Raw genomic sequence first — 25,412 nt, 5'->3', positions numbered from 1 at the left:
GATCCCGACGCCGGCGTCGTACGCCGCGCCGAGGCTCGTTCCGCGTTCGCTGTTCTCGCTCACTGCTCTCTCACGTCCCCGGCCGCGTCGGGCCGTGTCACTTGCCTGTGTTCGTTGTCCAGTTCGCGGACCAGTGTCCGCAGGGCCTCCGTGACCTGGGCGGTCGCGGCGGCCAGGCCGTCCCGTCCCGGCGCCGTCGGCGCCGGCAGCGGGTCACCGACCAGCACGTCCACCCGGGGGCGGAAGCGGCGGGCCGCACCCGCCGGGCGGTGCGTGCCGCGCACCGCCACCGGGAGCAGCGGCGCCGATGCCGAACGGGCCAGCCAGGCCGCGCCCTGCCGGGCCTTCCCGATGTCGCCGCCGAGCTCGCCGGTGCCGCGGGTGCCCTCCGGGAAGACGGCCACCATGCCGCCGTCGCGCAGGACCTCCAGCAGCGTCGTCAGCGGCCTCCGGTCGACGACGTCACGCCGCACCGGCACCTGCCCCAGCCACCGCAGCAACGTCCCCACGATCCCGGCGAACATCTCCGCCTTCACCAGGAACACCACGCGGCGCCCGAACATGCCGAACAGCAGCGGTCCGTCGACGAACGCGGTGTGGTTCGCGACGAGCACCACCGGGCCGGTCGCCGGGATCCGCTCCCGGTGCCGGATCCGCACCCGGAAGAACGGCACCCACACCCACGTGCCGATCCAGCGGCCGAGGTCGTGCAGCCACCCGAGAGCGTGCTCCGGCAGCGCACGCGACCGGCTCACCCGTCCAGCCCCCGCGCGGCGACGAGCTCGCGCAGCTTCGCCAGCACCGCGTCCGCCGACAGGTGGTCGGTGTCGAGCACCAGCGCGTCCGCCGCCGCGTAGAGCGGGGACACCCGCCGCGACGAGTCGAGCCGGTCCCGGCGTTCGACGTCGGCGAGGGTGACGTGCAGGTCGGCCTTGCGGCCCGCCTTCTCGTCCTGCCGCCCGCGCCGCGCCGCGCGGACCTCCGGCGACGCCGTCAGGTAGACCTTGAGCGGCGCGTCCGGCACCACCACGGTACCGATGTCGCGGCCCTCGACGACCATCCCGCCCCCGCTCTCGACGGCCGCCCGGATCAGGGCGTGCTGACGGGCGACCATCTCGGCGCGGACCTGCGGCACCGCCGAGACGGCCGAGACGAACCCGGTCACCTCCGGGCCGCGGATCGGGACGGAGACGTCCTCGCCGTCCAGGGTGATCGTCGGCGCGTCCGGGTCGGTGCCCGACTCCAGGCGGGCCCCGACGGCGGCGCGGGCGATCTCGTCCTCCGCCGCGCCCTCCCGCAGCCCGGCGCGCAGCGCGGCCAGGGTCGCGGCGCGGTACATCGCCCCGGTGTCCAGATAGGCCGCAGAGCAGGCCTGCGCCAGCCGCCGGGAGACGGTCGACTTGCCCGTCCCGGACGGACCGTCCATCGCGACGACGCCCCGCAAGGCCACCTTGTTCCCCCACCGTGTTCGAGTGTGCTGCGTCCGGCATTGTCGCCGGTCAGCCCCCGCCACGACGGGGCGGGGTGTCCTACTGCGGTAGATCGGTGCGCAGCGCCCGGGCCCCGTGCAGGTAGACGTGACGCATCGCCGAGCGCGGCTTCGGGGTGTCGACGTGGGCGAGCAGCCGCAGCACCCGCGGCAGCGCGCCGGGCACCGACATCTCGGTGGCGCACATCAGCGGCACGTCGGTGAGCCCGAGCAGCCGTGCCGCGTACGCCGGGAACTCGGCGGTGAGGTCCGGCGTGGCGGTGAACCAGATCGAGATGATGTCGTCGGAGACCAGCTCGTTGCGCTCCAGCACCGCGGTGACCAGCTCGGCGGAGCGGTCGAGGATCTGCTGCCGGTCGTCGGCGTCGACCTGGGTCGCGCCCCGCAGGGCCCGCACGGCCATCAGAGACCGACCGCCTTGTACAGGGAACCCACCTCGACACGGTCGAGGGGACGGAGCTTGCCGGGCCGCTGGTTGCCCAGCGCGACCGTGCCGACGTGGGTCCGCACCAGGCGGAGCACCGGGTGACCGACCTCGGCGAGCATCCGCCGCACGATGTGCTTACGGCCCTCGTGCAGGACCAGCTGCACCGTGGCGCGGCCGGGGACGGCGTCGACGAGCTTGAACGCGTCGACGCGGGCGATGCCGTCCTCCAGCTCGATGCCGTCGCGCAGCCGTCGCCCGAGGTCCCGGGCGATCTTGCCCTCGATCTCGGCGAGGTAGGTCTTGGGCACCTCGTAGGACGGGTGCATCAGCCGGTGGCCGAGCTCGCCGTCGTTGGTGAGCAGCAGCAGTCCCTCGGTCTCGGCGTCGAGCCGGCCGACGTGGAACAGCCGCTGCGCGGTGTTCATGATCTCGACGCGGTCGGCGAGCAGGTCACCGATGCACGGCCGGCCCAGGTCGTCGGACATCGTGGAGTGCAGCCCGTACGGCTTGTTCAGCGCCAGGTAGACCTGGTCGTCACGCAGGGTGACCCGGGCGCCGTCGACGTGGACGACCGCGGTCTCCGGGTCGATCCGGCGGCCCTGCTCGCGGACGGTCTCGCCGTCGACCTGCACGCGTCCCTGCGCGATGAGATCCTCGGCCGCGCGCCGGGAGGCGACGCCCGCGCGGGCCAGCACCTTCTGGAGCCGGACGCCGTCGGGGTCGTGTGTGTTGCTCATGATGACTTGTTGCCTCGTCCAGAAATGTCAGGGCCGGAATCGGTGGGGCCGGGTGGTCGTCGGCAGGGCGCCGGACCGGCCGGGTACCGACGGTACCCGGCGTGCTCGGCTGCGGCGCCGACAGGCGGCGCGCGCCGGGTCCGGTGTCGACGTTCCCGGACCGGGGTCAGCTGTCCAGGTCGTCGATCGCGTCGATGTCGGGGAGCAGCGGTGCCAGCGGGGGCAGCTCGGCCACCGAGGATATCCCGAGCCGTTCGAGGAACAGCTCGGTGGTCCGGAACAGCGTCCCCCCGGTGTGCTCCTCGGTGCCCGCCTCCTCCACCAGCCCGCGGGTGAGGAGCGTGCGGAGCACGCCGTCGCAGTTGACGCCCCGGACCGCGGAGACCCGGGCACGGGTGACCGGCTGGCGGTACGCGACGACGGCGAGGGTCTCCAGAGCGGCCCGGGTCAGCCGGGCGCGCTGGCCGTCCATCAGCATCTTCTCGACGTAGGGGGCGTAGCGGTCGCGGGTGTAGAACCGCCACCCCTCCCCCGCCCGTCGCAGGTCGATGCCGCGCCGGTCGGCGGTGTAGGCCAGCGACATCCGGTGCAGCGTCTGCCGGATCCGCGACGGCGTCTGGTGCAGCGCCGTGGCCAGCGACGCCTCGTCGACGGGGGCGTCGACGACGAGCAGCAGGGCCTCCAGGGCGTGCTCGAGCTCGGTGTCGTCGGCGAGCTCGTGGAACTCGGGGTCCTCGGGGTCCTGATCGTTCTCGGGCTCCGGGTCCTCGGTCCGTGGGTCCTCGGCCCGGGAGGGGACCGACCCGTGGGAGGGATCGCTGCCGGTGGGGTCGCGTCGTGACTCCCGGCTCACATCGAGAGGCACGTTCTCGCCCTCGGCGGGGCCGGAACGTGCATCTCGATCGCTCGGCCCGGTCGTCACGGGTGCGGTGGCGGCGGGTGGGGCCTCCGGTTCCAGGGCCGGGCGGTCCTCCGGGTCGTCCTCGGCCTGCGGCGACGCACTGGCGTGCGGGCTGCGCGGCACCGTGCGGCCGATCAGGCGCAGCAGCTCGGACGGGTCCTCCGGGTCGTCGGAGCCCGGCCGGTCGTCCGGCTCAGTCACCGGTGGTTCCGGTCCTCTCGTCGTCGGGTTCGGGGTGGAGCACGTCCGCCGGGTCCTGGTCGGAGCCGTGACCGGCGAGGTCGGTGTCCTCCGGATCGAGGTCCTCCCGATCCGGGTCCTCGGAACCGGGACCCTCGGGGTCCGCGGCGGCGTCGGAGCCGGACGCGGCCGGGTGCGCGTCCGGTTCGGCGCGGTTCTTCTTCCTGCGGCGCCGGTCGCGGGCCCGCACCGCCTCCTCGGCGGCGGCGGCCTCGTCCTCCAGCGCGGCGGCGTAGGCGACCGGGTCGTCGTCGCGGTCCGCGGTCCAGGTGACCGTCAGGTCGGCGAACGCCTCCGGCTGCTCCAGGGCGACCGAGCGCTCCCGGTACAGCTCCAGCAGCGCCATGAACCGGGCGATGACCTCCAGCGTCGCGACGCAGTCGGCGGTCAGGTCGGCGAAGGTGGCCGTGCCGACGAGCGCGAGGCGTTCCCGCAGGATCGCCGCGTGCTCGGGCACCGACACGTGCACCGCGTGCAGGTGGTCGACGCCGACCTCGTCCGGCGGGCGGGGCCGGAACACCGCGGCGGCGAGCTCGGCGAAGGCCTGCGCGTCGACGCCGAGCAGCACCTCGGGCAGCAGGTCGGCGTAGCGGTCCTCGATCGCGACCGAGCGCGGGAAGCGGCGCATCGCGCCGTTCTCCAGCTCGACGAACAGCGCCGCGGCCTCCTTGTAGGCGCGGTACTGCAGCAGCCGGGCGAACAGCAGGTCACGGGCCTCGAGCAGGGCGAGGTCGTCCTCGTCGTCGACCTCGGCGCCGGGCACGAGCCGCGCGGCCTTCAGGTCGAGCAGGGTCGCCGCGACCACCAGGAACTCGGTGATCTCGTCGAGGTCGGCGTCGTCGCCGAGGTCGGTGAGATGGGCGATGAAGTCGTCGGTGACCTTGTGCAGGGCCATCTCGGTGAGGTCGAGCTCGTGCTTGCCGATCAGCTGCAGCAGCAGGTCGAACGGGCCCTCGAAGTTGTACAGCCGGACGGTGAAGCGCCGGGTCCGCGGCGCCGCCACGTCCCCGTCGTCGAGCCCCTCGGGGGCGCCGTCGGCGAGCAGCGTCACCGGGCGATGACCTCGCGCGCGAGCATCCGGTAGGCCTCCGCGGCGTACGACGTGGGCGCCCACGTCGTGATCGGCTCCCCGGCGACCGTGGTCTCCGGGAACTTGATCGTCCGGTTGATGACGGCGTCGAACACCTTCTCCCCGAACGCCTCCACCACGCGGTCGTGGACCTCGCGGGTGTGCAGTGTGCGGGTGTCGAACATCGTCGGGAGCACGCCGAGCAGGCGCAGGTCCGGGTTGAGCCGCTCGGTCACCTTGTCGATGGTGTCCATCAGCAGCGCGACGCCGCGCAGCGAGAAGAACTCGCAGGCCAGCGGGATGAGGACCTCGTCGGCGCAGGCGAGCGCGTTGATCGTGAGCAGGCCCAGCGACGGCTGGCAGTCGATGAGGACGATGTCGTAGTCGGGCAGGAACCGCTTGAGGGCGCGGCCGAGGGCCTGCTCCCGGCCGACTTCGGTGACGAGCTGGACCTCGGCCGCCGACAGGTCGATGTTCGACGGCAGCAGGTCGAGGTTCTCCACGCCGGTGTCCTGGAGCACCTCGTCGGCCTCGACGCCGCGCTCCATCAGCAGGTTGTAGACGGTGGACTCGAGCTGGTGGGGCTGCACGCCGAGGCCCACCGACAGCGCGCCCTGCGGGTCGAAGTCGACGAGCAGGACCTTGCGGCCGTACTCGGCGAGCGCGGCCCCGAGGTTGATGGTCGACGTCGTCTTACCGACGCCGCCCTTCTGGTTCGCCACCGCGATCACGCGGGCCGGCCCGTGCACCGACAGCGGTGCGGGCTCGGGAGCGCGCGCGCTGGTGGTCTGGGTGCCTCGCCCGTGATCCGGCGCCGGCTCGTCGCTCGGGTCGTCGAACCTGCCCTGGGCCTCCGGCCGCGTCGGGTTCATGCGGTCTCCGGTCTCGTCGCGGGTACCGTGCCGGGTCTCGGGTCCCGGTCAGGGCCTGAGACCGCACTGCAGGAGATGCCCCCACGTGCGGCGACGTCCCTGTCGGGCCACGTCGCGGTATGGATTTCCGGTCACCCTACCCGCGGTCGTGCGCCGTCCGGCCGACGGTGCGCCCCGGCGTGTCGCGCCTCAGCCCGCGGGCAGGACCGACACGCCTCCCGCGCTGCTCTTCGCGGTGATCCGGTGGTCGGCACCGGGCTGGTCGGGGACACCGACCTCGGTCGACCCGGCGGAGGTCTCGGCGGTCACCTCGTAGGCCGGGCCGACCGGGACCCGGACCTCGACGCCGCCGGCGCTGGACTCCGCGGTCACGTCCGCGGCCGCCGCGGCGAAGGTCAGCTCGACCGAGCCGGCGCTGGACTTCGCACGCACGTCGCCCGGTCCGACGCCGGTGGCGTCGACCCCGCCCGCCGACGAGGTCAGGTCCAGCGCCCCGGTCAGCCCCCGGACCTCGATGCCGCCAGCGCGCAGGTCGACCAGCGCCGAGGACGCGGCAGGCGCGGTCACCACGAGCCCCGCCTGGCAGCGGTCGCCGCCCCGGTCCGGGCAGCGGGCGGTGATCCGCAGGACGCCGCCCTCGACCTTCTGCTCGACCTGCGGGCGGGCGTCGCCGGTCCACCGCAGGTCCTGCTCGACCGCAGCACTCTCCCCCGCGACGAGGCGCACGTCCCCGGCGTCGGAGTCGACCTCGACGCGGGTGACCGGCCCGTCGACGGGCTCGTTCACCGTCTGCTGCTGCTCCGGCCCGGCGGCGACACCACCGCACCCGGCCAGGAGGAGTCCCGCCACGACCGCCGTCACCCACGTTCCGTACCGCATGGGCCCGGAACGTAGTCGTTCGTCCTCCCCCGCGGCCCGCCGCCCCGGGGTCCGTGGTCACCCCCGGGCGCGGGGGTGCGCGGTGGCGTAGACCTCGCGCAGCGTGTCGACGGTGACGTGGGTGTAGATCTGCGTGGTCGCGACGCTCGCGTGCCCGAGCAGCTCCTGCACGACCCGCACGTCGGCGCCACCGGAGAGCAGGTGGGTGGCGAAGCAGTGCCGCAGCGTGTGCGGGGAGACGGTGGCGACGACGTCGCCGGGCAGCCCGGACGCCTCGGCGGCGGCCCGCAGGACGTGCCAGGCGCTCTGGCGCGACAGCCGGTTGCCGCGGGCGTTGAGCAGCAGCGCCGGGCTGCCCGTGCCCCGTGCCGCGAGGGCGGGGCGGGCGCGGACCCGGTAGGCGTCGACGGCGGCGAGCGCGGGACGACCGACCGGCACGATCCGCTGTTTGTTCCCCTTGCCGTGCAGCAGGATCGTCCGCGCGTCCGGGTCGAGGTCGTCGAGGTCGGCGCCGACGACCTCGGAGATCCGGGCGCCGGTGGAGTACAGCAGCTCCAGCAGGGCGCGGTCGCGCAGTCCGACCGGGCCGTCGGAGACGCAGCCGGCGAGCAGCTGGTCGACCTGGTCGACCGACAGCGCCGACGGCAGCCGCGAGCCCAGGGCGGGCGGCGTCACCCCGGCCGCGACGTCGGTCGGGGTCAGCCCCTCGTGCAGCGCGAACCGGTGCAGCCCGCGGACCGCGGCCAGCGCCCGCGCCGCCGACGACGCGGCCAGCGGACGCTCCCCCGTGCGCAGGGCCGCGACGAACGCGGCGACGTCGGCCTCGGCCACCTGGGTCAGCTCCGTACGTCCCAGGTGGTCGAGGTGGTCGAGGTAGCGCCCGAGGTCGAGCCGGTAGGAGTGCAGGGTGTTCTGCGCCCGTCCCCGTTCGACGGCCAGGTGGTCGAGGTAGTCCTCGGCCACCCGTCGCGCGGTCGGCACCGGTCAGTCCCGCAGGGCCGGGACGACCTCGCGCTCGAACAGCTCGATGCCCGACCGGTCGTAGGCGGCCTCGGGGAAGTAGAAGATGCCGTAGCTCATGCCGACGGCCGCCAGTGCGGAGAGCTTCTCCACGATCTGCTCCGGGGTCCCGACGCCCGGCATCCCGCGGAACGCACCCAGCGCGCCCTGGGCCTTCTCCGCGCCGACGATCGGCTCCAGCCGGGCGACGAGCCGGGCGAGCCGCTCCTCCACCTCGGCCTCGGTGTGCCCGATGGCGACGTTGTAGTTGGCCGAGCGGACGATGGCGTCGTAGTCGGTGCCGATGTCGCGGCAGTGGTCGGCGAGCAGCGCCGACTTGTGCCGGAAGCCGTCGAAGGTGCCGTCGAAGTTGGTGTACTGCGCGTACTGCGCGGCGATCCTCAGGGTGACCTTCTCGCCGCCGCCGGCGATCCAGAGCGGGATGCCGCCGTCCTGGAGCGGGCGGGGCGCGACGATGGCGTCGTCGACGGTGTAGTGCGTGCCGTTGAGGGTGGCCCGGCCCTCGCGCCAGGCCTGGGTGAAGATCTGCACGCCCTCCTCGAGCATGCCGAGCCGCTCACCCGGCCGCGGGAAGCCGTAGCCGTAGGCGCGCCACTCGTGCTCGTACCAGCCGGCGCCGATGCCCATCTCGACGCGGCCCTTCGAGATGACGTCGGTGGTGGCGGCGACCTTCGCCAGGTAGGCGGGGTTGCGGTAGGCCATGCAGGTGCACATCTGGCCGAGCCGCACCCGCTCGGTCGTCGCGGCGAAGGCGGCCATCAGGCTCCACGCCTCGTGGCAGGCCTCGTCGGTGGGCGCGGGGACGGTGTGGAAGTGGTCGTAGACCCAGACCGACTCCCAGACGTCGCCGCGGTCGGCGTGCTCGGCGAGGCCGCGCATCACGTCCCACTGCGCGGTGGGGTCGATGCCGACGAGGTCGAGGCGCCAGCCCTGGGGCACGAAGAGTCCGAAACGCATGCACCGAGCCTAGGACGCCCGCCGCTCGGCGGCCGGGAAGGGCGATCTGCACAGTCAGTGACCCCGGACCGGGCACATCGCCCCGTGACCCGGCCCTGACCTGCACCTACCGTTCTCCCGACCAGCCGAGAGGAGACCGAGATGAGCGGTGGGGTCGGTACGGACGACTACGCCCTGAGCAGGGTTCCGGAGCACGCCCGGTACTCGTGGTGGAGCGTGGCGGTACAGCGGTTCGGGCAGGTGTCGGCCCTGAGCCAGTTCCTGCTCGGCTCGACACTCGGGTTCGGGATGGGGTTCTGGGACGCCTTCCTCGCCTTCACCCTCGGCGCGGTGATCCTGGAGCTGGTCTCGATCGGCGTCGGGATCATCGGCTGCAAGGAGGGCCTGAACACCTCGCTGCTGGCCCGCTGGACCGGCTTCGGTCACGGCGGCAGCGCACTGATCGGTGTCGCGATCGGGGTGAGCCTCGTCGGCTGGTTCGGCGTCCAGTCCGGGGTCTCGGCCGAGGGACTGGTCTCGCTGGTCGGCGTGCTGCCGGTCTGGGCGTGGTCGCTGGTGTTCGGCCTGGTCGTCACCATGATCGTGCTGTGGGGCTTCGGCTCGATGCAGTGGGTCGCCTACGTGACGGTGCCGGCCTTCCTGGTGCTGGTCGGCTGGTCGATCGGCAGCGCCCTGCTCGGCCACGACGTCGGCGCGCTCATGGTGAGCCCGCCGCCGGGGCCGTCGATCTCGCTGGTCGAGGGCACGACGCTGGTCGCGGGCGGCTTCATCGTCGGGGCGATCATCACCCCGGACATGACCCGGTTCAACCGGACCTCCGCCGACGTGGTCAAGCAGACCGTCGTCGGGTTCACCCTCGGCGAGTACGTGATCGGCATGTCCGGTGTGCTGCTCGCACACGCCATCCGGTCCGACGACATCATCACCATCGTCACGTCGTCGGTCGGCTGGGTCGGCACGCTGATCATCATCCTCGGCACCCTCAAGATCAACGACTGGAACCTCTACTCGGCCGGGCTGGGCGTGGTGAACTTCGTCGGCAGCGTCCTGGGGCGCACCGTCAGCCGCCCGATGGTCACCCTCGCGCTCGGCGTCGTCGGCTCGCTGCTGGCCGCGGGCGGCATCCTCGACCTGTTCACCGGGTTCCTGTCGGTGCTGGGCGTGGTGTTCCCGCCGATCGCCGGGATCATGGTCGCCGAGTACTTCGTGGTGAAGCGCTGGCGCGGTGACCTGGAGGCCGCGCGGACCACCGGTGCGCTGCCCGTCACCTCACCGACCTGGGTGCCGGCGACGCTGGTCATCTGGGCCGCGTCGGCCCTGCTCGGCGGTCTCGTCGACGCCGGGCTGCCCAGCGTGAACTCGATCGTGGCCGCCTCCGTGCTCTACGTCCTCGCCGGGCGGCTCGGGCTGCTCCGCGGGATCGGCGTCAGCCGCACCGAACGGCCGGACGTGGTCCCGGCCCCCGCCGTCACGTCCTGACCCGCACTCCGCGCCGCCCGTCCGCGATCCCGCGGGCGGGCGGCGCGGCACCACCGAAGGAGCACTCCATGCGCATCGGCATCGACGTCGGCGGCACCAACACCGACGCCGTCCTGCTCGACGACGCCCCGGCCGGCGGGGTCCGGGTACTGGCCGCCGTCAAGTCCGCGACCACCGACGACGTCACCTCCGGCATCGTCGGCGCGCTCACCGGCCTGCAGGCCGACCACCCGTTCTCCCCCACCGACGTCGACGCCGTGATGATCGGGACGACGCACTTCGTCAACGCCCTGGTCGAGGCCCGCCGCCTCGCCCCCACCGCGGCGCTGCGCCTGGGCCTGCCCGCCACCGCGGCGCTGCCGCCGATGGTCGACTGGCCGCAGCGGCTGGTCGACGCGATCGCCGGGCGCGGCTACCTCGCCCACGGCGGCCACGAGTTCGACGGCCGCCGGATCTCCCCGCTCGACCCGGACGAGCTGCGCCGCCACGCCGCGGACATGGCCGCGCACGGCGTCCGCTCGGTCGCGATCTCCTCGGTGTTCTCCCCGGTCACCAGCGAGTGCGAGCTGGCCGCGGCGGAGATCATCGCCGAGGAGCTGGGCCAGGACGTCCCGATCTCGCTGTCCCACGAGATCGGTCGGGTCGGGCTGCTGGAGCGGGAGAACGCGACGATCGTCAACGCCGCGCTGCGCGAGCTCGCCGCGCACATCGTCGACGCGCTCGCCGGGGCGGTGCAGGGCCAGGGCATCACCGCGCCGCTGTACCTGTCGCAGAACGACGGCACCCTGATGGACGTCGGCTACACCCGTCGCTACCCGGTGGCGACGTTCGCCTCGGGTCCGACCAACTCGATGCGCGGAGCCGCCGTGCTGTCCGGGCTGGGCACCTGCGCGGTCGTCGACGTCGGCGGCACCACCTCCGACGTCGGTGTGCTGACCGCCGGCTTCCCGCGGGAGGCCGCCGTCGAGGTCAGCGTGGCCGGGGTGCGCACCAACTTCCGGATGCCCGACGTGCTCAGCGTCGGCATCGGCGGCGGCTCCCTGGTCCGCACCGGCGAGCCCGGACGGTCCGAGGGGCCCACCGTCGGCCCGGACTCTGTCGGCTACCAGCTCACCGAGCGGGCGCTGGTGTTCGGCGGCGACACCCTGACCGCGACCGACATCGCCGTCGCGGCGGGCCGGGCCGACATCGGCGACCGCTCCCTGGTCGCCGGGCTGTCCCGGGAGCTGGTGACCGCGGCGCTGGACCGGATCGCCACCGACGTCGCCGACGTCGTGGACCGGATGCGGATCTCCGCCGACCCACTGCCGGTGGTCGCCGTCGGCGGCGGCTCGGTGCTGCTGCCCGACGCCTTCCCCGGGCTGGGCGCGGTGCACCGCCCGGAGAACTTCGCCGTCGCCAACGCGATCGGCGCGGCGATCGCGCAGGTCGGTGGGGAGGTCGACCGGGTGTACGCGATCGAGCCGGGACGCCGCGACGCCGTCGTCGACGCCGCCAAGCAGGAGGCGGTCGACCGTGCGGTCGCCTCCGGCGCCGACCCCGGCTCCGTCGCGCTCGGCGACTTCGACGAGGTCCCCATTCCCTACCTGCCCGGCAACGCGACCCGCATCCGCGCCAAGGCGGTCGGCGACCTGCGTCTGGAGCGGAGGGTGACCCGGTGACCGGCGTGCTGACCGTCGAGGACCTGCCCGCGCTCGCCCGCGGTGCCGCGCTGCTGGGGACCGGCGGCGGTGGTGACCCCTACCTGGGCCGGCTGCTGGCCGAGCGGGCGCTGCGCGAGCACGGGCCGGTGCCGCTCGTCGACCCCGCCGACCTGCCCGACGACGCCGCCGTGTTCGTCGTCGCGCAGATGGGGGCGCCGACGGTGAGCGTGGAGAAGCTGCCCGCCTACGACGAGATCGGCCGCGCGGTCACCGCGCTCGCCGGGCACCTGGGGGTCACCCCCACCCACGTCGCGTGCATCGAGGCCGGCGGCATCAACTCCACGATCCCGGTGGCCGGTGCGGCGATGCTCGGGCTGCCGCTGGTCGACGGCGACGGCATGGGCCGGGCGTTCCCCGAGCTGCAGATGGTGCTGCCCGGCATCGCCGGCGTCCCCGCCACCCCGATGTCGATCACCGACGAGCAGGGCAACACCGGCGTCCTGCACTGCCCCACCGCGAAGTGGGCCGAGGACCTCGCCCGCTCCATGACGATCACCATGGGCTGCACCGCGATCATCTCGAACTACCCGATGACCGGGGCCCGGGCGCGGGAGACGATGATCCGCGGCACCCTCGGGCTCTGCGTGCGCATCGGGCGTGCCATCGCCGGGGCCCGGGCCGGGTTCACCGACCCGGTCGCCGCGGCCGCCGCCGAGATCGGCGGACGCGTGGTGCACACCGGGAAGATCGTCGACGTGCAGCGGCGCACCACCACCGGGTTCGCCCGCGGGACGGCGACGCTGTCCGGCGGGTGCGTGCTGCACTTCCAGAACGAGCACCTGATCGCCGAGGTCGACGGCGCGACGGTCGTCACCACCCCGGACCTGATCATGGTGCTGGACACCGCGACCGGGGAGCCGGTGACCACCGAGGGGCTGCGCTTCGGGCACCGCGTCAGCGTGCTCGCCGCCCCCGCGGACCCGCGCTGGCACACCCCGGAGGCGATCGCCGTCGTCGGACCGCGGTACTTCGGCTACGACACCGACCCGGTACGGGTCGCAGGCGACACCGACCCCGTGCGGGTCCACGACACCGTGACGGACGGAGCGCCGGTATGAGCTGGACCCTGACCCCCGACGACCTGGCCGACCTCGCCCGCGGCGCCGCGCTGCTCGGGACCGGCGGCGGCGGGGACCCCTACATCGGGCGGCTCATGGTGGAGCAGGCGATGCGCGAGCACGGGCCGGTCACCGTGCTCGATCCGGCCGATCCGGCCGACCTGCCGGAGGAGATGTTCGTCATCGCGACGGCGATGATGGGCGCGCCCACGGTGATGATCGAGAAGATCCCGCGCGGCGACGAGCCGGTGCTCGCCCTGCGCCGCCTGGAGCAGCACCTCGGGCGCACCGCGGACGCGACCATCCCGATGGAGTGCGGCGGCATCAACTCGATGATCCCGCTGCTCGTCGCGGCCCGGACCGGGCTGCCGGTGATCGACGGCGACGGCATGGGCCGGGCGTTCCCGGAGCTGCAGATGGAGACCTTCGGGGTGTACGGCGTGCCCGGGTCCCCGATGGTCGTCGCCGGGGACCACGGCGAGTCGGTGCTCATCGACACCGGCACCGACAACCACCGCATGGAGCACCTCGCGCGGGGCGCCGCCATCCGGATGGGCGGGTCCGCGCTGATCGCGGAGTACCCGATGTCCGGCGCCGACGTGCGCCGCACCGCGATCCCGCACACCCTCACCCTGGCGCTGCGGCTGGGCCGGGCGATCCGGGAGGCGCGCGAGCAGCTCGGGGACCCGGTCGCGGCGATCGCCGACACGCTCGCGCCGACGCTCTACCGGCACCTGCGGGTGCTGTTCGCCGGTAAGGTCACCGACGTCGAGCGGCGCACGGTCGACGGGTTCGCCCGCGGCACCGCCCGGTTCACCGCGTTCGACGGCGGCTCGGAGCTCCGCACGGTCTTCCAGAACGAGACCCTGGTCGCCACCGTCGACGACACCACCGTCGCGGTCGTCCCGGACCTCATCTGCGTGCTCGAGGCCGAGTCCGGGGAGCCGATCACCACCGAGGCGCTGCGCTACGGCCAGCGCGTCGTCGTGGTGGGGATCTCCACCCCGGACATGATGCGCACGCCGGAGGCCCTCGCCGTGTTCGGGCCGGCCTGCTTCGGTCTGGACGTGGAGTTCGTACCGCTGGAGGCGGTCCCCCGGGGAGCGGGCGCCACGGACCGGGTCTGACCTGGCAGCATCCCCGGCGTGGAGGTGACCGCAGGCGACGTCGACGCCCTCGTCACCGGGGTGCAGCTGCTGGGCTCCGGCGGGGGCGGCGACGCCCGGGTGTACGCCCACGTGCTGCGGTCGGTGCTGGCGGCGGGCCCGGTCCGGCTGCACTCCCCGGCGGAGCTCGGCGACGCCCCGGTCGTGCCGGTCGGGATGCTCGGCGGCACCCGGGTGCTGGGCGAGAAGCTGCCCTCGGGCGACGAGCTGCCCGCGGCCGTGCGCGCTCTGGTCCGCTGGACCGGGGTCACCCCGGCCGCGGTCATGCCGTTCGAGGCGGCCGGGCTGAACGGTGTGCTGCCGCTGCCGCTGGCCCACCAGCTGGGGCTGCCGCTGGTCGACGCCGACCTGATGGGGCGCGCGCTGCCGCGGGTCGACCAGCTGACCCGGGTCGTCGCCGGGGGCGCGGTGACGCCGATGGCGCTGGCCGAGCCGGCCGGGCAGACCGTCGTCGTCGACGGCGGGGACGCGGTGTCGACCGAGCTGACCGTGCGGGCGTTCGTCGCCCAGGCGGGCGGCTGGGCCGGGACGGTGATGGCGCCCGCGCACCGGCCTCGGCCGCGCTCGGCGACGCCTGTCTGGGCACGCTGGGCCGCGCGCTGGGGCTGGGTCGCGTGCACGCCGGGCTGGGTGACACCCCGGCGCCCGCCCGTGTCGCCGACGCGCTCGGCGGGCAGCCGCTCGGCGGCGGCCGGGTGGTGGACGTGCGCCGCTCCCCCGTCGGCCGGTTCGGCCGGGCCGCGGTCACCGTCGACGCACCGGGCACGGGTGTCCTGCGGATCGAGGCGGAGAACGAGTACCTGCTCGTGCTCGCCGACGGCGAGACGGTGGCCGCGTCGCCGGAGGTGATCGTGCTGCTGGACCGTCGCTCGGCCGCGCCGATCGCCGCCGATGCCGTCCGCGCCGGCGACGACGTGCTGGTCCTGGTGCTGCCCGCGCCGCCGTGGTGGGCGGCCCGCCCGGATGCTGCGGTCCACGTCGGTCCGCAGGCGTTCGGGCTCGGACCGCCCACGGCCCGCGGCGGGGCGGCACCGTCCGGGACGGGGGCGGGGCGGTGAGCGGCGGGCTGGGTCTGTCCGGGCTGCTCGCCCATCCCGACTGGGCCGCGGTGCGCTCGCTGGGCGGTCCCGTCCCGGACGGCGCCACGGTCGAGCGGGTGGTCACCGTCGCCGACCTGCACGCCGACCCGGGTGAGGTGCGGGCGGCGTTGCTGACGGTCGCGGTGTCCGCGCCGCGCGAGGACTGGCACCTGGACGTGCTGTTGCGCCGCGCCGTCGCGGCCGGGGCCGTCGCGGTGCTGCTCGCCGGGGACGCACCGTTGCACCCGGCGAGCCGGCTGCTCGCCGGGCGGATGGGGCTGCCGGTGCTCGGCACACCGGACGCGCTGGCCGCCGCGCTGACCGCGACCCGGCTGCTGCAGGAGCCCGACCAGGTGGTCGCGGCACTCGTCGGTCGGACGGCGGCGGTGTGCGGGGTCCCGCACGGCGGCGTCGACGACCTCGTCGCGGACCTGGCCCGGACCTGGCGGCGGCCGGTGTGGCTGCTCGACCCGGGCGGCTCGGTCGTCGCGGGCGCGGATCCGGTGGGCCCCGCGCCCCCGCCGCCGGCCGCCGGGTCGGCGCTGCTGGAGGTGGCGTTCGGTCCGGGCCAGCCGGACGGCCGCCTGGCCGTCACCGAGCCGGAGGGGGTGCCCGCCGAGACCGCGGCGCTGCGGGCGGCGCTGGCCGTCGCCGCGAACTCGGTCCGTCAGCGGCTCGCCGAGCAGCGGCTCACCGTGGAGCGCGACGCGCGGCTGCGGACGGCGCTGCTCGCCGAGATCCTGCAGGCCGGGGACCCGCTCCCCGCCGGGCTGCGACGCCGGGCGCTCGACGCGGGCTGGTCGCTCGACGGCTGGCACGCGGGCCTGCGGATCGACGTGCCGTCCTCGGTGGACGTCGTCGCGGCCCGGGAGCAGGTGCTGCGGGCGGTGGAGACGGCGCGGCTGCGGGCGGTCGTCGTCGAACAGGGGCCGGGGTGGAACGCCTGGACGACGTTCGACCACGAGCCCGTCGCCGGCGAGCTGCAGCAGCACGCGACGGCCGCGCGGCGCACCCAGTGGTTGCTGCGGGAGTCCCTGCCGACCTCGACCGGGGTGGGACGGGTGCACCGCGGGGCGGGCGGGCTGGCCCGGACCCTCGGCGAGGCCGGGGACGCGGCCCGGCTCGCGGCCGAACGCACGACCAGCGGCCGGTTCGTCCACGTCGACCGGCTCGGCCTGGGGGCGCTGCTGCTGGCCTGGACCCGCACCGACACCTTCCTACCCGCCGCCAGGTCGATGCTGGAGCCCTTGCAGGGCAGGCCCGGGGACCTGCTGACGACGCTGACCGCCTACCTGGACGCCGAGTCGTCGCTGACCGAGACCGCGGCGGTGCTCGGGGTGCACCGCAACACCGTCGCGACCCGGATCGAGCGGGTACGGCACGTGCTCGGCGTCGACCTCGCCGACCCGGACGAGCGCCTCGCCCTGCACCTGGCGTGCCGCAGCGTGCTGTTCCACAGCTGAACGCGGCTACGGCCGGAGGATGCGGCACCCCGTGGCGAGGGCGGTCACTCGTCGGCGCGGCGGGCGAAGCGGAACGGCCGGTCGACCCACTCGGCGTCGACCGGCCGCGGGTCGAACTCCCCGGCCAGGACCGCGCGGGCCGCGAGCAGCCCGGCGCAGGACACCGCGTTCACGATCTCGCCGGAGAACACCATCCCGAGCGCCTCGGCGATCGGGATCCAGCGCAGCTCCAGGTCGGCCTCCTCGTCGTCGCCCAGGTCGGGGCGGGGCTTCTCGACGAGGTCGCGCGCCAGGAAGATGCGGACCGACTCGTCGGAGAACCCGGGCGAGGGCACGACGTCGAGCAGCACCGACCAGTCGCGCGCCGACAGCCCGGCCTCCTCGGTCAGCTCCCGGTCCGCGGTGACCGCGGGGTCCTCCCCCGCCACGTCGAGCAGGCCTGCGGGGAGCTCCCACAGCCGTCGCCGGACGGCGTGGCGGTACTGGTGCAGCATCCGGACCCGCCCGGACTCGTCGACCGCGACGACGGCGACCGCGCCCGGGTGCTCCAGGATCTCGCGGGTCGCGACCCGGCCGCCGGGCATGACGACGCGGTCGGACCGCAGCGCCATGACACGACCGGAGTAGATGTCGGTGGCCGAGCGGACCGGGAAGTCGTGCTCACCGGGGCGGGTCACCGGGCCACCGCCCGGCGGGTGCGCAGTTCGATCACCCGTCGGACAGTAGTCGCCGGGCCCCGCCTGTGCGGGGCGCGCGGGCCGTACGGGCCGCGCCCCGCGCCCGGCGGCAGGGCACCCGACCGGCGGACCGGACCGCACCACCGGCGGCGGCCCGGTCCGGTCGGGGTCAGCGGACGGAGGTGCTCTCGGCCGGGGCCACGCCGTTGCCGCCCGCACCGACGGCGACGTCGTCGCCCTCGACCGTCTCGGCGTCGTCGGCGTCGGTGTTGTCCCGGCCGGGCAGGTGCACCGGCAGCCGGTCCTCGGCCCGGTAGCGCAGGGCCGCCTTCACGAACGCCGCGAACAGCGGGTGCGGCCGGGTCGGGCGGCTCTTGAGCTCCGGGTGCGCCTGGGTCCCGACGAAGAACGGGTGCTGCGACGACGGCAGTTCCACGAACTCCACCAACGTGCCGTCCGGGGAGGCCCCGAACACCAGGCCCGCCTCGGTGAGCTGCTGCCGGTAGGCGTTGTTGACCTCGAAGCGGTGCCGGTGCCGCTCGGAGATCTCGCGCGTCCCGTAGGCCTTCGCCGCGACCGAGCCGGGCTGCAGCACCGCCGGGTATGCGCCCAGGCGCATGGTGCCGCCCATGTCCCGCTCACCCGCGACGACGTCGCGCTGGGTCGCCATCGTCGAGATGACCGGGTGCGCGGTCTCCGGGTCGAACTCGGTCGAGCTGGCACCCTCCAGGCCGGCGACGGTGCGCGCGGTCTCGATGACCATGCACTGCAGTCCCAGGCACAGGCCCAGGGTGGGGATGCGCCGGGTGCGGGCGTGGGTGATCGCGCCGAGCTTGCCCTCGATGCCGCGGATGCCGAAGCCGCCGGGGATGAGCACCCCGTCGACGACGTCGAGCGCCTCGGCCGCGCCGGCCGGGGTCTCGCACGAGTCCGACGGCACCCAGCGGACGGCGACCTTGGCATGGTGGGCGAAGCCCCCGGCCCGCAGCGCCTCGGTGACCGAGAGGTAGGCGTCGGGCAGGTCCACGTACTTGCCGACCAGCGCGATCGTCGCGGTCTCCCGCGGGTGGTGGACGCGGTCGAGCAGGTCGCCCCACACGGTCCAGTCCACGTCGCGGAAGGGCAGTCCGAGCCGGCGCACGACGTAGGCGTCGAGGCCCTCACCGTGCAGCACCTTCGGGATGTCGTAGATCGACGGGGCGTCCGGGCACGCGGCGACGCCGTCGAGCTCGATGTCGCACATCAGCGAGATCTTGCGCTTCATGCCCTCGGGGATGTCCCGGTCGGCGCGCAGGACCACCGCGTCGGGCTGGATGCCGATGTTGCGCAGCGCTGCGACGGAGTGCTGGGTCGGCTTGGTCTTCAGCTCGCCCGACGGCGCCAGGTACGGCACCAGCGACACGTGCAGGAAGAAGCAGTTGTCCCGGCCGACCTCGTGGCGGACCTGCCGGGCGGCCTCCACGAACGGTAGCGACTCGATGTCGCCGATGGTGCCGCCGACCTCGGTGATGACCACGTCGGGGGCCACGCCCTCGGCGTCGGGCTCGGCCATCGCGAGGACGCGGTCCTTGATCTCGTTGGTGATGTGCGGGATGACCTGGACGGTGTCGCCGAGGTACTCGCCGCGGCGCTCCTTGGCGATGACCTCGGAGTAGACCTGGCCGGTGGTCACGTTGGCCCGCCCGGCGAGGTCGCGGTCCAGGAACCGCTCGTAGTGGCCGACGTCGAGGTCGGTCTCGGCGCCGTCCTCGGTGACGAACACCTCGCCGTGCTGGAACGGGTTCATCGTCCCGGGATCGACGTTGAGGTACGGATCGAGCTTCTGCATGGTGACGCGAAGCCCGCGCGCGGTGAGCAACTGACCGAGACTGGAGGCGGTCAGGCCCTTACCCAGCGAGGACGCGACCCCACCGGTGACGAAGAGATGACGGGTGGCGCGAGTCTGCACGGAGCTTCAGCCTACCGATCGGTCAAGGGGCGGCGGGAACCGGCCCCGCCGTTCCGGCCCCGGAACCGTAGCGGCCGGTGCCTCCTGCCTGTCGTTCGGCGAGTGCGAGCACGGTCGCGACCCGCCCGGCCCCGGTGCCGACGCCGTCGACGGTGGCGAGCCGGCCCCCGGCCCGGCCCCGGCCGCCCGGGCGGCGGCGACGGCCGAGCCCTCCGCGGCGTCCCGCCCGGCCAGCACGGCTCCCGCACCCCGACGGTCGAGCTCGGCAGCCAGTGCCGCGGCGGTGCCTGCCGAGGCGTCGGCGTCCACCCCGGAGTACGCCGCCCCGGTCACGACGACGGCGAGTCTCCCGGCCGCGGGGCTGCCCTGCGGGGCCTCGGCGAAGCCGCCGCCGGCGAGCCCGGCGAGGACCGTGCCGGCCGCGTCCGGGGCGGGTGCGGGGCCGTCGGGCGGTGTCAGCAGCGCGGAGCCGAGCAGGCCCCCGGCGAGCGCACCGGCGTCGGTGGCGGTGGGGAGCTGCGCCCCCGACGGCAGCAGCCGCGCAGACAGGTCGCGCAGCTGGTCGGCGCGGGCCGGGTCGGTGACGGCCAGGGTGAGCACGACCTCCCCCGCGACGCTGCCCCCCGCGGTGACGACGAGCTCGGCGACCGCGCGCGTGTCGGCCGGGTCGGCACCGAGCGAGACGACGGTCACCGGCACCCCGGTGAGCTTCCCGCGCACCAGGTCCGGTCCGACGCGGCCGGCGAACTCGTCGCTGGCGTGCAGCTGCGCGGCCAGGGCATCGCGTTCGGCGCTCAGCCGGGCGGTCTCTCCCGTGTCCGCCCCCGAGGCCGCGACGTCGGCGATGCGCTGCGGCAGCCCGACGACGGCGAGGGCGAACCCGGCCGCGAGGGCCAGCACGAACACCGCGACCAGGGCGATGCGGTGGTGGCGCCGCGAGATCACGCCGGGAACCATCCGGCGACCAGGGCCCGCACGCTCTCCAGCACGCCGCGCAGCCACTCCAGCACCGCCGGACCACCGCCGGACACCAGCACCGCGACGACGACCGCGACCACGGCGGCCGCGACGAGCAGCAGCAGCGGCGCGAACGAGGTCCGGCTCCGGTACATCTGCGCGATCATCGCGCCGTCGACGACACTGCCCCCGGCCTGGAGCCGGGTCAGGAAGGTGGAGGCGTTGCTGCCGGAGCGTCCGCGGTCGAGGAACTCCCCCATCGACGCGGACAGCCCGACCGTGACGATCATCGAGGCGCCGCGGTGGTGGGCCAGCAGCAGCGCCAGGTCCTCGGGGTTGGCCATCGAGGGGAAGGTGACGGCGCTGGCGCCCAGGTCCTGCACACGGTGCAGCCCCGGGGCGTGCCCGTCGGGGAAGGCCGGGACGACGACGTCGGCGCCGCTGGTCAGTGCCTGGTTCGACACCTCGGAGGGGTCGGCGACGATGAGGTCGGGGCGGTGGCGCGCGTTGAGCAGCGCGTCCGCCCCGGCCCCGACGCCGATGAGCACCGGCCGGTACTCCTTGATGTAGGCCTTGAGCTGCTTGAGCACGGCGAGGTGCTCGAACCCGGCGGCGACGACGAGCACCGGCCGCCCGTCGAGGGTGACGTCGACCTCGGGGACGCCGTGCCCGTCGAGCAGCAGCGAACGCTCACGACGCATGAACTCGATGGTGTTCGCGGCGAACGCCTCGAGCTGGTGGGTCAGGCCCTGCTTGGCCTCGTCCAGGGCGTCGGCGACGGTGTCCTCGGTCTGCTCGCGGCCCTCGCACAGCGGCTGCTCGCCGGAGTAGAGGACGCCGTCGTGCAGCCGCACCCGGATGCCGTCCTTGACGGCGCGGAGGGTGTCGGGACCACAGTCGTCGACGAGCGGGACACCCGCCTCGACGAGCACCTGCGGGCCGAGGTTCGGGAACCGGCCGGAGATCGACGGCGCGGCGTTGACGACGGCGGCGACCCGGGCGGCGACGAGCGCGTCCGCGGTCGCCCGGTCCAGGTCGACCTGGTCGATCACCGCGATGTCGCCGGGCCGCAGGCGCCGGAGCAGCGACTCGATGCGGCGGTCGGCGCGTGCCGGGCCGGTCAGGCCCGGCAGCTCCGGTCGGGAACGGTGCAGCAGGCCGGACAGCTTCATGTCGCGCACTGTGACAGGTGGGGCGCCCGTGACCACGGAGGCACGCCGCGTGAGACTGTGACGTCACTGGCCCGGAGCATTCCCCGCGCCGCCGGTCGGCGGCAATCGGAGCAGCGGCCTGCTCACCCACAGCGACCACACGCCGCCCGCCGGCGCACACGGGCGACCCGGCCCGGCGGCTCACCCTGGCCGTCCGGCCCCGTCGATCTGCTCGGCCGTCCGGCCCTGCCGATCTGCTCGGCCGTCCGGCCCTGCCACTCGGCCCAATCGCTCGCCCGGCCGCTCAGCCGGCCCGGGCGACCCGGCGACGCCGCGGCGACGCGGCCGGCCGGCCCGCCGCGCCGTCCGAGCCGGTTCCCCGGGTGTCGGTGCCGCAGGAGTCCGTACCGCGGGAATCGCTGCCGCGCGGTCCGGGCACGCTCCCCTCCGCCTGCGCGGTGGCGAGCTCGGGCTCCACGTCCTGCGGGGGCCGGCCGCGCCGGGACTGCGCGCGCCACGACCGGGCCTCGGCGAGATCCGCGGGGCGTGCCGCCGCGCGGTCGGCCTCGCGGTGCGCGGTCGCGACGCTGAGCAGCTCTTCGGCATGCGCGCGGCCGGTGTCGGTGTCGTCCATTCCGGCCAGCATCCGTGCCAGCTCCCCGGTGCGCTCCTCCTCGGTGAGCCGCCGCACGCTGGAGCGGGTGACCCCCGCCCCCGACGCCTTCTGCACCACGAGGTGCCGGTCGGCGTACGCCGCGACCTGCGGCAGGTGCGTCACGACGATGACCTGGTGCCGCGAGGCGAGCTGCGCGAGCCGGCGGCCGATCTCCACCGCGGCCCGGCCGCCGACGCCGGCATCGACCTCGTCGAACACCATGGTCGGCACTGGGTCGGCTCCGGCGAGCGCGACTTCCAGGGCCAGCATGACGCGGGACAGCTCACCGCCGGATGCCCCCTTGTGCAGGGGCTGGGCCACCGCACCGGCGTGCGGGACGAGCCGGATCTCGACCTCGTCGACACCGCTCGACCCGGCCTGACAGCGCCGCCCGCCGACCTCGAGCACCGGCCCGGTGTCGGCGGCGGGCCGCGGCTGCACACCGACCTGCAGCGTCGCGTCCTTCATGGCGAGACCGGCGAGCTCTGCCGTGGTGGCCTCGGCCAGCCGGGACGCAGCAGCGGTGCGCGCCGCGGTGACCGCGGCGGCGTGCCCGGCCAGCTCACCGGCGAGTGCGTCACGGCGGGCCGACAGCTCGGCCAGCGCCTCGTCGGAGGTGTCGAGCCCGGACAGCCGTTCGCGGGCGGTGGCCGCCCAGGCGAGCACGCCGTCGGTGTCCGCGGCGTACTTGCGGGTGAGCGCCTTGAGCTCCGCCTGCCGGGTCAGGACGCGGGACAGCAGCTCGGGGTCGGCGTCGAGCCGGTCGAGGTAGCCGGACAGCTCGGCCGCGACGTCGGCGAGCACCGCGACGGCCTCGGTCAGACGCGGCCCGAGCTCCTCGAGCGCGGGGTCACCACTGCCCTCGACGAACCCCTTGGCCTGCCCGGCGAGCCCGACGGCACCGGGGGCCTCGCCGTCGTCCGTCCCGGACAGCGCGAGATGTGCGCTCTCCGCGGCGGCCCGCAGGTCGTCGGCCTCGGCCATCCGGCGGGCCTGTCCGACGAGCTCGCGGTCCTCCCCGGGCTGTGGGTCGACGGCCTCGATCTCGGCGAGCCCGTGCCGCAGCAGGTCCGCCTCCTGCGCGAGCCGGCGCGCGTTGTCCCGCCGCTCCGCGAGCTCGGTGACCACCTGGAGCCACTCGGTGCGGACCGCCCGGTAGGCGGCCAGCGGCACCGCGACCGGGTCCCCGGCGAAGCGGTCGAGCAGGGCACGCTGGTCGGACCCGCGCAGCAGCCGCAGCTGGTCGTTCTGCCCGTGCACGGCGAGCTGGGTCTCGGCGAGCCTGCCCAGCACCCCGTTCGGCACCGACCGCCCGCCCAGGTGGGCACGGGAGCGCCCGTCGGCCGACACGGTGCGGGCGGCGATCAGCGACCCGTCCTCGTCGGCCTCGGCTCCCACCTCCTCGGCCAGCTCCAGGGCACCCGGCGAGGCCGCGAACCGGCCCTCGACGACGGCCCGCTTCGCCCCGGCCGACACCCGCGAGGACTCCGCACGGCCACCGCCGAGGAGGTTCAGCCCGGTCACGACCATGGTCTTCCCGGCGCCGGTCTCGCCGGTCAGCACGGTCAGGCCCGGGTCGAGCTCCAAGGTCGCGTCGTCGATCACGCCGAGGCCCTGGATCCGCATCTCGGACAACATGCGTGGGACCATACGTTCGAACACCGACAGCGTTCGAGCCCCGACACGCAGCCGGCACCGAACGGATGTTCCCGTGCGCCGAACGGTCGATCAGGCGTTCGAATCCGGTGGTGGGTTCCGGGCCCCGCGCCAGCCCCGGACGGGCAGGTCGAACTTGCGGACGAGCCGGTCGGCGAAGGGCTGCGCGGCCAGGCGCACCATGCGCACCGGCTCCGACGCGCGGCGCAGCTCCACCCGGGCCCCGGGCGGCACGGCGACGGTGCGGCGACCGTCGCAGTCCAGCACGGCGGACGGGCCGTCGGCGGACACCTCGATGGCGACGGTGCTCTCCGGCGCGATCACCATCGGCCGGGCGAACAGGGCGTGTGCGTTGCTGGGGACCACCAGCAGCGCCTGCACCTGCGGCCAGATCAGCGGGCCGCCCGCGGAGAACGCGTAGGCGGTGGACCCGGTCGGGGTCGAGCAGAGCACCCCGTCGCAGCCGAAGGAGGACACCGGGCGGCCGTCGACCTCGAGGACGACCTCGAGGATGCGGCCGCGGGTGGTCTTCTCGACGACGGCCTCGTTCAGCGCCCAGGCCCGGCCGAGGACCTGCCCGGCGGCGGTGACGACGGCCTCGAGGGTGGTGCGTTCCTCGACCTCGTAGTCGCCGTCGGCGAGCTTCTGCAGTGCCTCGGGCAGGGTGTCCTCCTCGGCCTCGGCGAGGAAGCCGACGTGGCCGAGGTTGACGCCCAGCAGCGGCACGCCGGCGTGGCGGGCGAGGTCGGCGGCGCGCAGCAGGGTGCCGTCGCCGCCGAGGACCAGGACCGCCTCGGCGCCGCGGGCGCACTCGGGGCTCCCGGGGACCGGGACGGGTTCGTAGCCCGCGGGGACGTCGGGGTCCGCGGCGAGCTCGGCCCACTCGTCGGCGAGCACCCGGGTGCGTAGGCCGAGCCGCCCGAGTTCGCTCATCACGTGCAGCGCGGTCTTGCGGTTGGTGGGTCGCCCGGTGTGCAGGACCAGCAGGACGTCCCTCATGCGGGGCCGTCCGCGACCGCGGCTGCCAGCATCGGTGCGAGCTCGGGCTGTGCGGGGGCGACGCCGGCCGGTCCGTCGGCGGGCCGGCGCAGGTGCAGGAAGTACTCGACGTTGCCCGACGGGCCGGGCAGCGGGCTCGCGGTCGCACCGAGGACCTGCAGCCCGGCCGCCGCGGCGGCGGTCGCGACCCCGTGCAGCGCCTCGGTGCGCAGACCCGGGTCGCGCACGACCCCGCCGGACCCGAGCCGGTCCTTTCCGACCTCGAACTGTGGTTTCACCATGGGCAGCAGGTCGCCTCCGGGCGCGGTGCAGGCGGCGAGTGCCGGAAGCACGGTGCGCAGCGAGATGAACGACAGGTCGGCGACGGTCAGGTCGACCGGTCCGCCGATCTGCGCCGGTTCGAGGGCCCGGACGTTGGTGCGGTCGTGCACGTCGACGCGCTCGTCGGACTGGAGGCGCCACACCAGCTGGCCGTACCCGACGTCGACGGCGACGACCTCTGCCGCCCCGCGGGTGAGCAGCACGTCGGTGAAGCCGCCGGTGGAGGCGCCCGCGTCGAGGCAGCGCCGCCCGGACGGATCGACGCCGGTGAACGCGTCGAGGGCCCCGAGCAGCTTCTTGGCGCCGCGGGAGGCCCAGTCGGGCTCGCCGGCGTCGTCCGGGCGGACGAGGACGGGTGCGTCCCGGTCCACCACGGTGGCGGGCTTCGCCGCCGGCATGCCGTTGACGACGACCCGGCCGGCGGCGATCAGCTCGGCGGCCTGGCCGCGGGAGCGGGCGAGCTTGCGGCGGACGAGCTCGGCGTCGAGCCGGGAACGGGTGGGGCCCAT

Annotated in this window: 21 protein-coding genes and 4 pseudogenes; 7 read left to right on the top strand and 18 right to left on the bottom strand. The window is 74.9% G+C overall.

All coding sequences use genetic code 11. The annotated features are described in order from the left end of the window. Positions 1-59: 59 nt before the first annotated feature. The 10 genes and pseudogenes from KPL59_RS24945 to KPL59_RS24900 form a co-directional block, all read right to left on the bottom strand. A complete protein-coding gene (locus KPL59_RS24945) occupies positions 60-755 on the bottom strand; it encodes a 1-acyl-sn-glycerol-3-phosphate acyltransferase (protein ID WP_226362192.1) in 696 nt (231 codons plus the stop codon). Then, entirely contained in the window at positions 752-1,426 is a 675-nt protein-coding gene (gene cmk, locus KPL59_RS24940) for a (d)CMP kinase (RefSeq protein WP_020622139.1), read from the bottom strand. The genes KPL59_RS24945 and cmk overlap by 4 nt, the downstream gene beginning before the upstream one ends. Positions 1,427-1,529: 103 nt before the next feature. After that, a complete protein-coding gene (gene aroH / locus KPL59_RS24935) occupies positions 1,530-1,892 on the bottom strand; it encodes a chorismate mutase (protein ID WP_020622138.1) in 363 nt (120 codons plus the stop codon). Beyond that, a complete protein-coding gene (locus KPL59_RS24930; RefSeq protein WP_020622137.1) occupies positions 1,892-2,653 on the bottom strand; it encodes a pseudouridine synthase in 762 nt (253 codons plus the stop codon). Before KPL59_RS24930 ends, aroH begins: the two co-directional genes overlap by 1 nt. Before the next feature lie 166 nt (positions 2,654-2,819). Continuing rightward, positions 2,820-3,755 carry an SMC-Scp complex subunit ScpB gene (gene scpB, locus KPL59_RS24925; protein WP_374111666.1) on the bottom strand — a complete coding sequence of 312 codons (936 nt, stop codon included), beginning with the start codon at positions 3,753-3,755 and terminating at the stop codon, positions 2,820-2,822. A gap of 241 nt (positions 3,756-3,996) precedes the next feature. Further along, positions 3,997-4,839 (bottom strand): annotated as a pseudogene (locus KPL59_RS24920) (ScpA family protein); the annotation flags it as partial. Between the two features lie 2 nt (positions 4,840-4,841). Next, on the bottom strand, positions 4,842-5,735 hold the full coding sequence (locus KPL59_RS24915; RefSeq protein WP_149665150.1) for a ParA family protein: 894 nt from the start codon (positions 5,733-5,735) through the stop codon (positions 4,842-4,844). A 189-nt stretch (positions 5,736-5,924) separates the two neighbouring features. Further along, positions 5,925-6,596 carry a DUF4097 family beta strand repeat-containing protein gene (locus KPL59_RS24910; RefSeq protein ID WP_226362191.1) on the bottom strand — a complete coding sequence of 224 codons (672 nt, stop codon included), beginning with the start codon at positions 6,594-6,596 and terminating at the stop codon, positions 5,925-5,927. 75 nt (positions 6,597-6,671) lie between these two features. Continuing rightward, on the bottom strand, positions 6,672-7,595 hold the full coding sequence (locus tag KPL59_RS24905; protein ID WP_226362190.1) for a site-specific tyrosine recombinase XerD: 924 nt from the start codon (positions 7,593-7,595) through the stop codon (positions 6,672-6,674). Between the two features lie 3 nt (positions 7,596-7,598). After that, entirely contained in the window at positions 7,599-8,591 is a 993-nt protein-coding gene (locus tag KPL59_RS24900; RefSeq protein WP_226362189.1) for an LLM class F420-dependent oxidoreductase, read from the bottom strand. Positions 8,592-8,732: 141 nt separating this feature from the next. Between KPL59_RS24900 and KPL59_RS24895 the strand changes: the two genes are divergently transcribed. The 7 genes and pseudogenes from KPL59_RS24895 (at position 8,733) to KPL59_RS24870 (ending at position 16,539) form a co-directional block, all read left to right on the top strand. Further along, positions 8,733-10,070 carry a cytosine permease gene (locus tag KPL59_RS24895; protein WP_226362188.1) on the top strand — a complete coding sequence of 446 codons (1,338 nt, stop codon included), beginning with the start codon at positions 8,733-8,735 and terminating at the stop codon, positions 10,068-10,070. A 68-nt stretch (positions 10,071-10,138) separates the two neighbouring features. Continuing rightward, entirely contained in the window at positions 10,139-11,731 is a 1,593-nt protein-coding gene (locus tag KPL59_RS24890; RefSeq protein ID WP_226362187.1) for a hydantoinase/oxoprolinase family protein, read from the top strand. Further along, complete coding sequence (locus KPL59_RS24885) at positions 11,728-12,831, top strand: DUF917 domain-containing protein (RefSeq protein WP_226353426.1); 1,104 nt, start codon at positions 11,728-11,730, stop codon at positions 12,829-12,831. Before KPL59_RS24890 ends, KPL59_RS24885 begins: the two co-directional genes overlap by 4 nt. Then, positions 12,828-13,958 carry a DUF917 domain-containing protein gene (locus KPL59_RS24880; RefSeq protein ID WP_226353427.1) on the top strand — a complete coding sequence of 377 codons (1,131 nt, stop codon included), beginning with the start codon at positions 12,828-12,830 and terminating at the stop codon, positions 13,956-13,958. The genes KPL59_RS24885 and KPL59_RS24880 overlap by 4 nt, the downstream gene beginning before the upstream one ends. 18 nt (positions 13,959-13,976) lie before the next feature. Further along, a pseudogene (locus tag KPL59_RS36015) lies at positions 13,977-14,444 on the top strand (DUF917 family protein); the annotation flags it as partial. Positions 14,445-14,611: 167 nt separating this feature from the next. Then, positions 14,612-15,055: a DUF917 family protein gene (locus KPL59_RS36010; protein WP_308187946.1), complete on the top strand. Its 444-nt coding sequence runs from the start codon at positions 14,612-14,614 to the stop codon at positions 15,053-15,055. Next, positions 15,052-16,539, top strand: coding sequence for a CdaR family transcriptional regulator (locus KPL59_RS24870; protein ID WP_226362186.1), 1,488 nt, complete (start codon positions 15,052-15,054; stop codon positions 16,537-16,539). Before KPL59_RS36010 ends, KPL59_RS24870 begins: the two co-directional genes overlap by 4 nt. A gap of 44 nt (positions 16,540-16,583) precedes the next feature. Here KPL59_RS24870 and KPL59_RS24865 read toward each other — a convergent pair whose 3' ends face one another. The 8 genes and pseudogenes from KPL59_RS24865 to KPL59_RS24835 all read right to left on the bottom strand — a co-directional run bounded on the left by KPL59_RS24865 (position 16,584) and on the right by KPL59_RS24835 (position 25,412). Next, on the bottom strand, positions 16,584-17,216 hold the full coding sequence (locus KPL59_RS24865; protein ID WP_020623249.1) for an NUDIX hydrolase: 633 nt from the start codon (positions 17,214-17,216) through the stop codon (positions 16,584-16,586). Between the two features lie 169 nt (positions 17,217-17,385). Beyond that, positions 17,386-19,164 (bottom strand): CTP synthase, encoded by a 1,779-nt coding sequence (locus tag KPL59_RS24860; protein WP_226362185.1) that lies wholly within the window; start codon positions 19,162-19,164, stop codon positions 17,386-17,388. Positions 19,165-19,186: 22 nt separating this feature from the next. Then, positions 19,187-19,279, bottom strand: a pseudogene (locus KPL59_RS37810) (hypothetical protein); the annotation flags it as partial. 77 nt (positions 19,280-19,356) lie between these two features. Then, positions 19,357-20,121, bottom strand: a pseudogene (locus KPL59_RS24855) (copper transporter); the annotation flags it as partial. Then, entirely contained in the window at positions 20,106-21,293 is a 1,188-nt protein-coding gene (steA, locus tag KPL59_RS24850; protein WP_226362184.1) for a putative cytokinetic ring protein SteA, read from the bottom strand. The pseudogene KPL59_RS24855 and the gene steA, both read right to left, overlap by 16 nt. A 283-nt stretch (positions 21,294-21,576) precedes the next feature. Next, positions 21,577-23,565 carry a DNA repair protein RecN gene (gene recN, locus KPL59_RS24845; protein ID WP_226362183.1) on the bottom strand — a complete coding sequence of 663 codons (1,989 nt, stop codon included), beginning with the start codon at positions 23,563-23,565 and terminating at the stop codon, positions 21,577-21,579. Between the two features lie 90 nt (positions 23,566-23,655). Next, positions 23,656-24,582: an NAD kinase gene (locus KPL59_RS24840; RefSeq protein ID WP_075305866.1), complete on the bottom strand. Its 927-nt coding sequence runs from the start codon at positions 24,580-24,582 to the stop codon at positions 23,656-23,658. Next, positions 24,579-25,412, bottom strand: coding sequence for a TlyA family RNA methyltransferase (locus KPL59_RS24835; protein ID WP_226362182.1), 834 nt, complete (start codon positions 25,410-25,412; stop codon positions 24,579-24,581). The genes KPL59_RS24840 and KPL59_RS24835 overlap by 4 nt, the downstream gene beginning before the upstream one ends.

It is taken from the genome of Pseudonocardia sp. ICBG1142 (assembly GCF_020496255.1).
Lineage (GTDB): Bacteria > Actinomycetota > Actinomycetes > Mycobacteriales > Pseudonocardiaceae > Pseudonocardia.
Note: the sequence above shows the minus strand (reverse complement) of the source record. Positions and strands in the feature narration are given on the sequence as shown.

Coding starts and splice junctions, on each gene's coding strand:
- aroH (WP_020622138.1), bottom strand. CDS start 1,892: ATGGCCGTGCGGGCCCTGCGGGGCGCGACCCAGGTCGACGCCGACGAC.
- recN (WP_226362183.1), bottom strand. CDS start 23,565: ATGTTGTCCGAGATGCGGATCCAGGGCCTCGGCGTGATCGACGACGCG.
- KPL59_RS24900 (WP_226362189.1), bottom strand. CDS start 8,591: ATGCGTTTCGGACTCTTCGTGCCCCAGGGCTGGCGCCTCGACCTCGTC.
- KPL59_RS24895 (WP_226362188.1), top strand. CDS start 8,733: ATGAGCGGTGGGGTCGGTACGGACGACTACGCCCTGAGCAGGGTTCCG.
- KPL59_RS24880 (WP_226353427.1), top strand. CDS start 12,828: ATGAGCTGGACCCTGACCCCCGACGACCTGGCCGACCTCGCCCGCGGC.
- KPL59_RS24890 (WP_226362187.1), top strand. CDS start 10,139: ATGCGCATCGGCATCGACGTCGGCGGCACCAACACCGACGCCGTCCTG.
- KPL59_RS24835 (WP_226362182.1), bottom strand. CDS start 25,412: ATGGGCCCCACCCGTTCCCGGCTCGACGCCGAGCTCGTCCGCCGCAAG.
- cmk (WP_020622139.1), bottom strand. CDS start 1,426: ATGGACGGTCCGTCCGGGACGGGCAAGTCGACCGTCTCCCGGCGGCTG.
- steA (WP_226362184.1), bottom strand. CDS start 21,293: ATGAAGCTGTCCGGCCTGCTGCACCGTTCCCGACCGGAGCTGCCGGGC.
- KPL59_RS24840 (WP_075305866.1), bottom strand. CDS start 24,582: ATGAGGGACGTCCTGCTGGTCCTGCACACCGGGCGACCCACCAACCGC.
- KPL59_RS24930 (WP_020622137.1), bottom strand. CDS start 2,653: ATGAGCAACACACACGACCCCGACGGCGTCCGGCTCCAGAAGGTGCTG.
- KPL59_RS24915 (WP_149665150.1), bottom strand. CDS start 5,735: ATGAACCCGACGCGGCCGGAGGCCCAGGGCAGGTTCGACGACCCGAGC.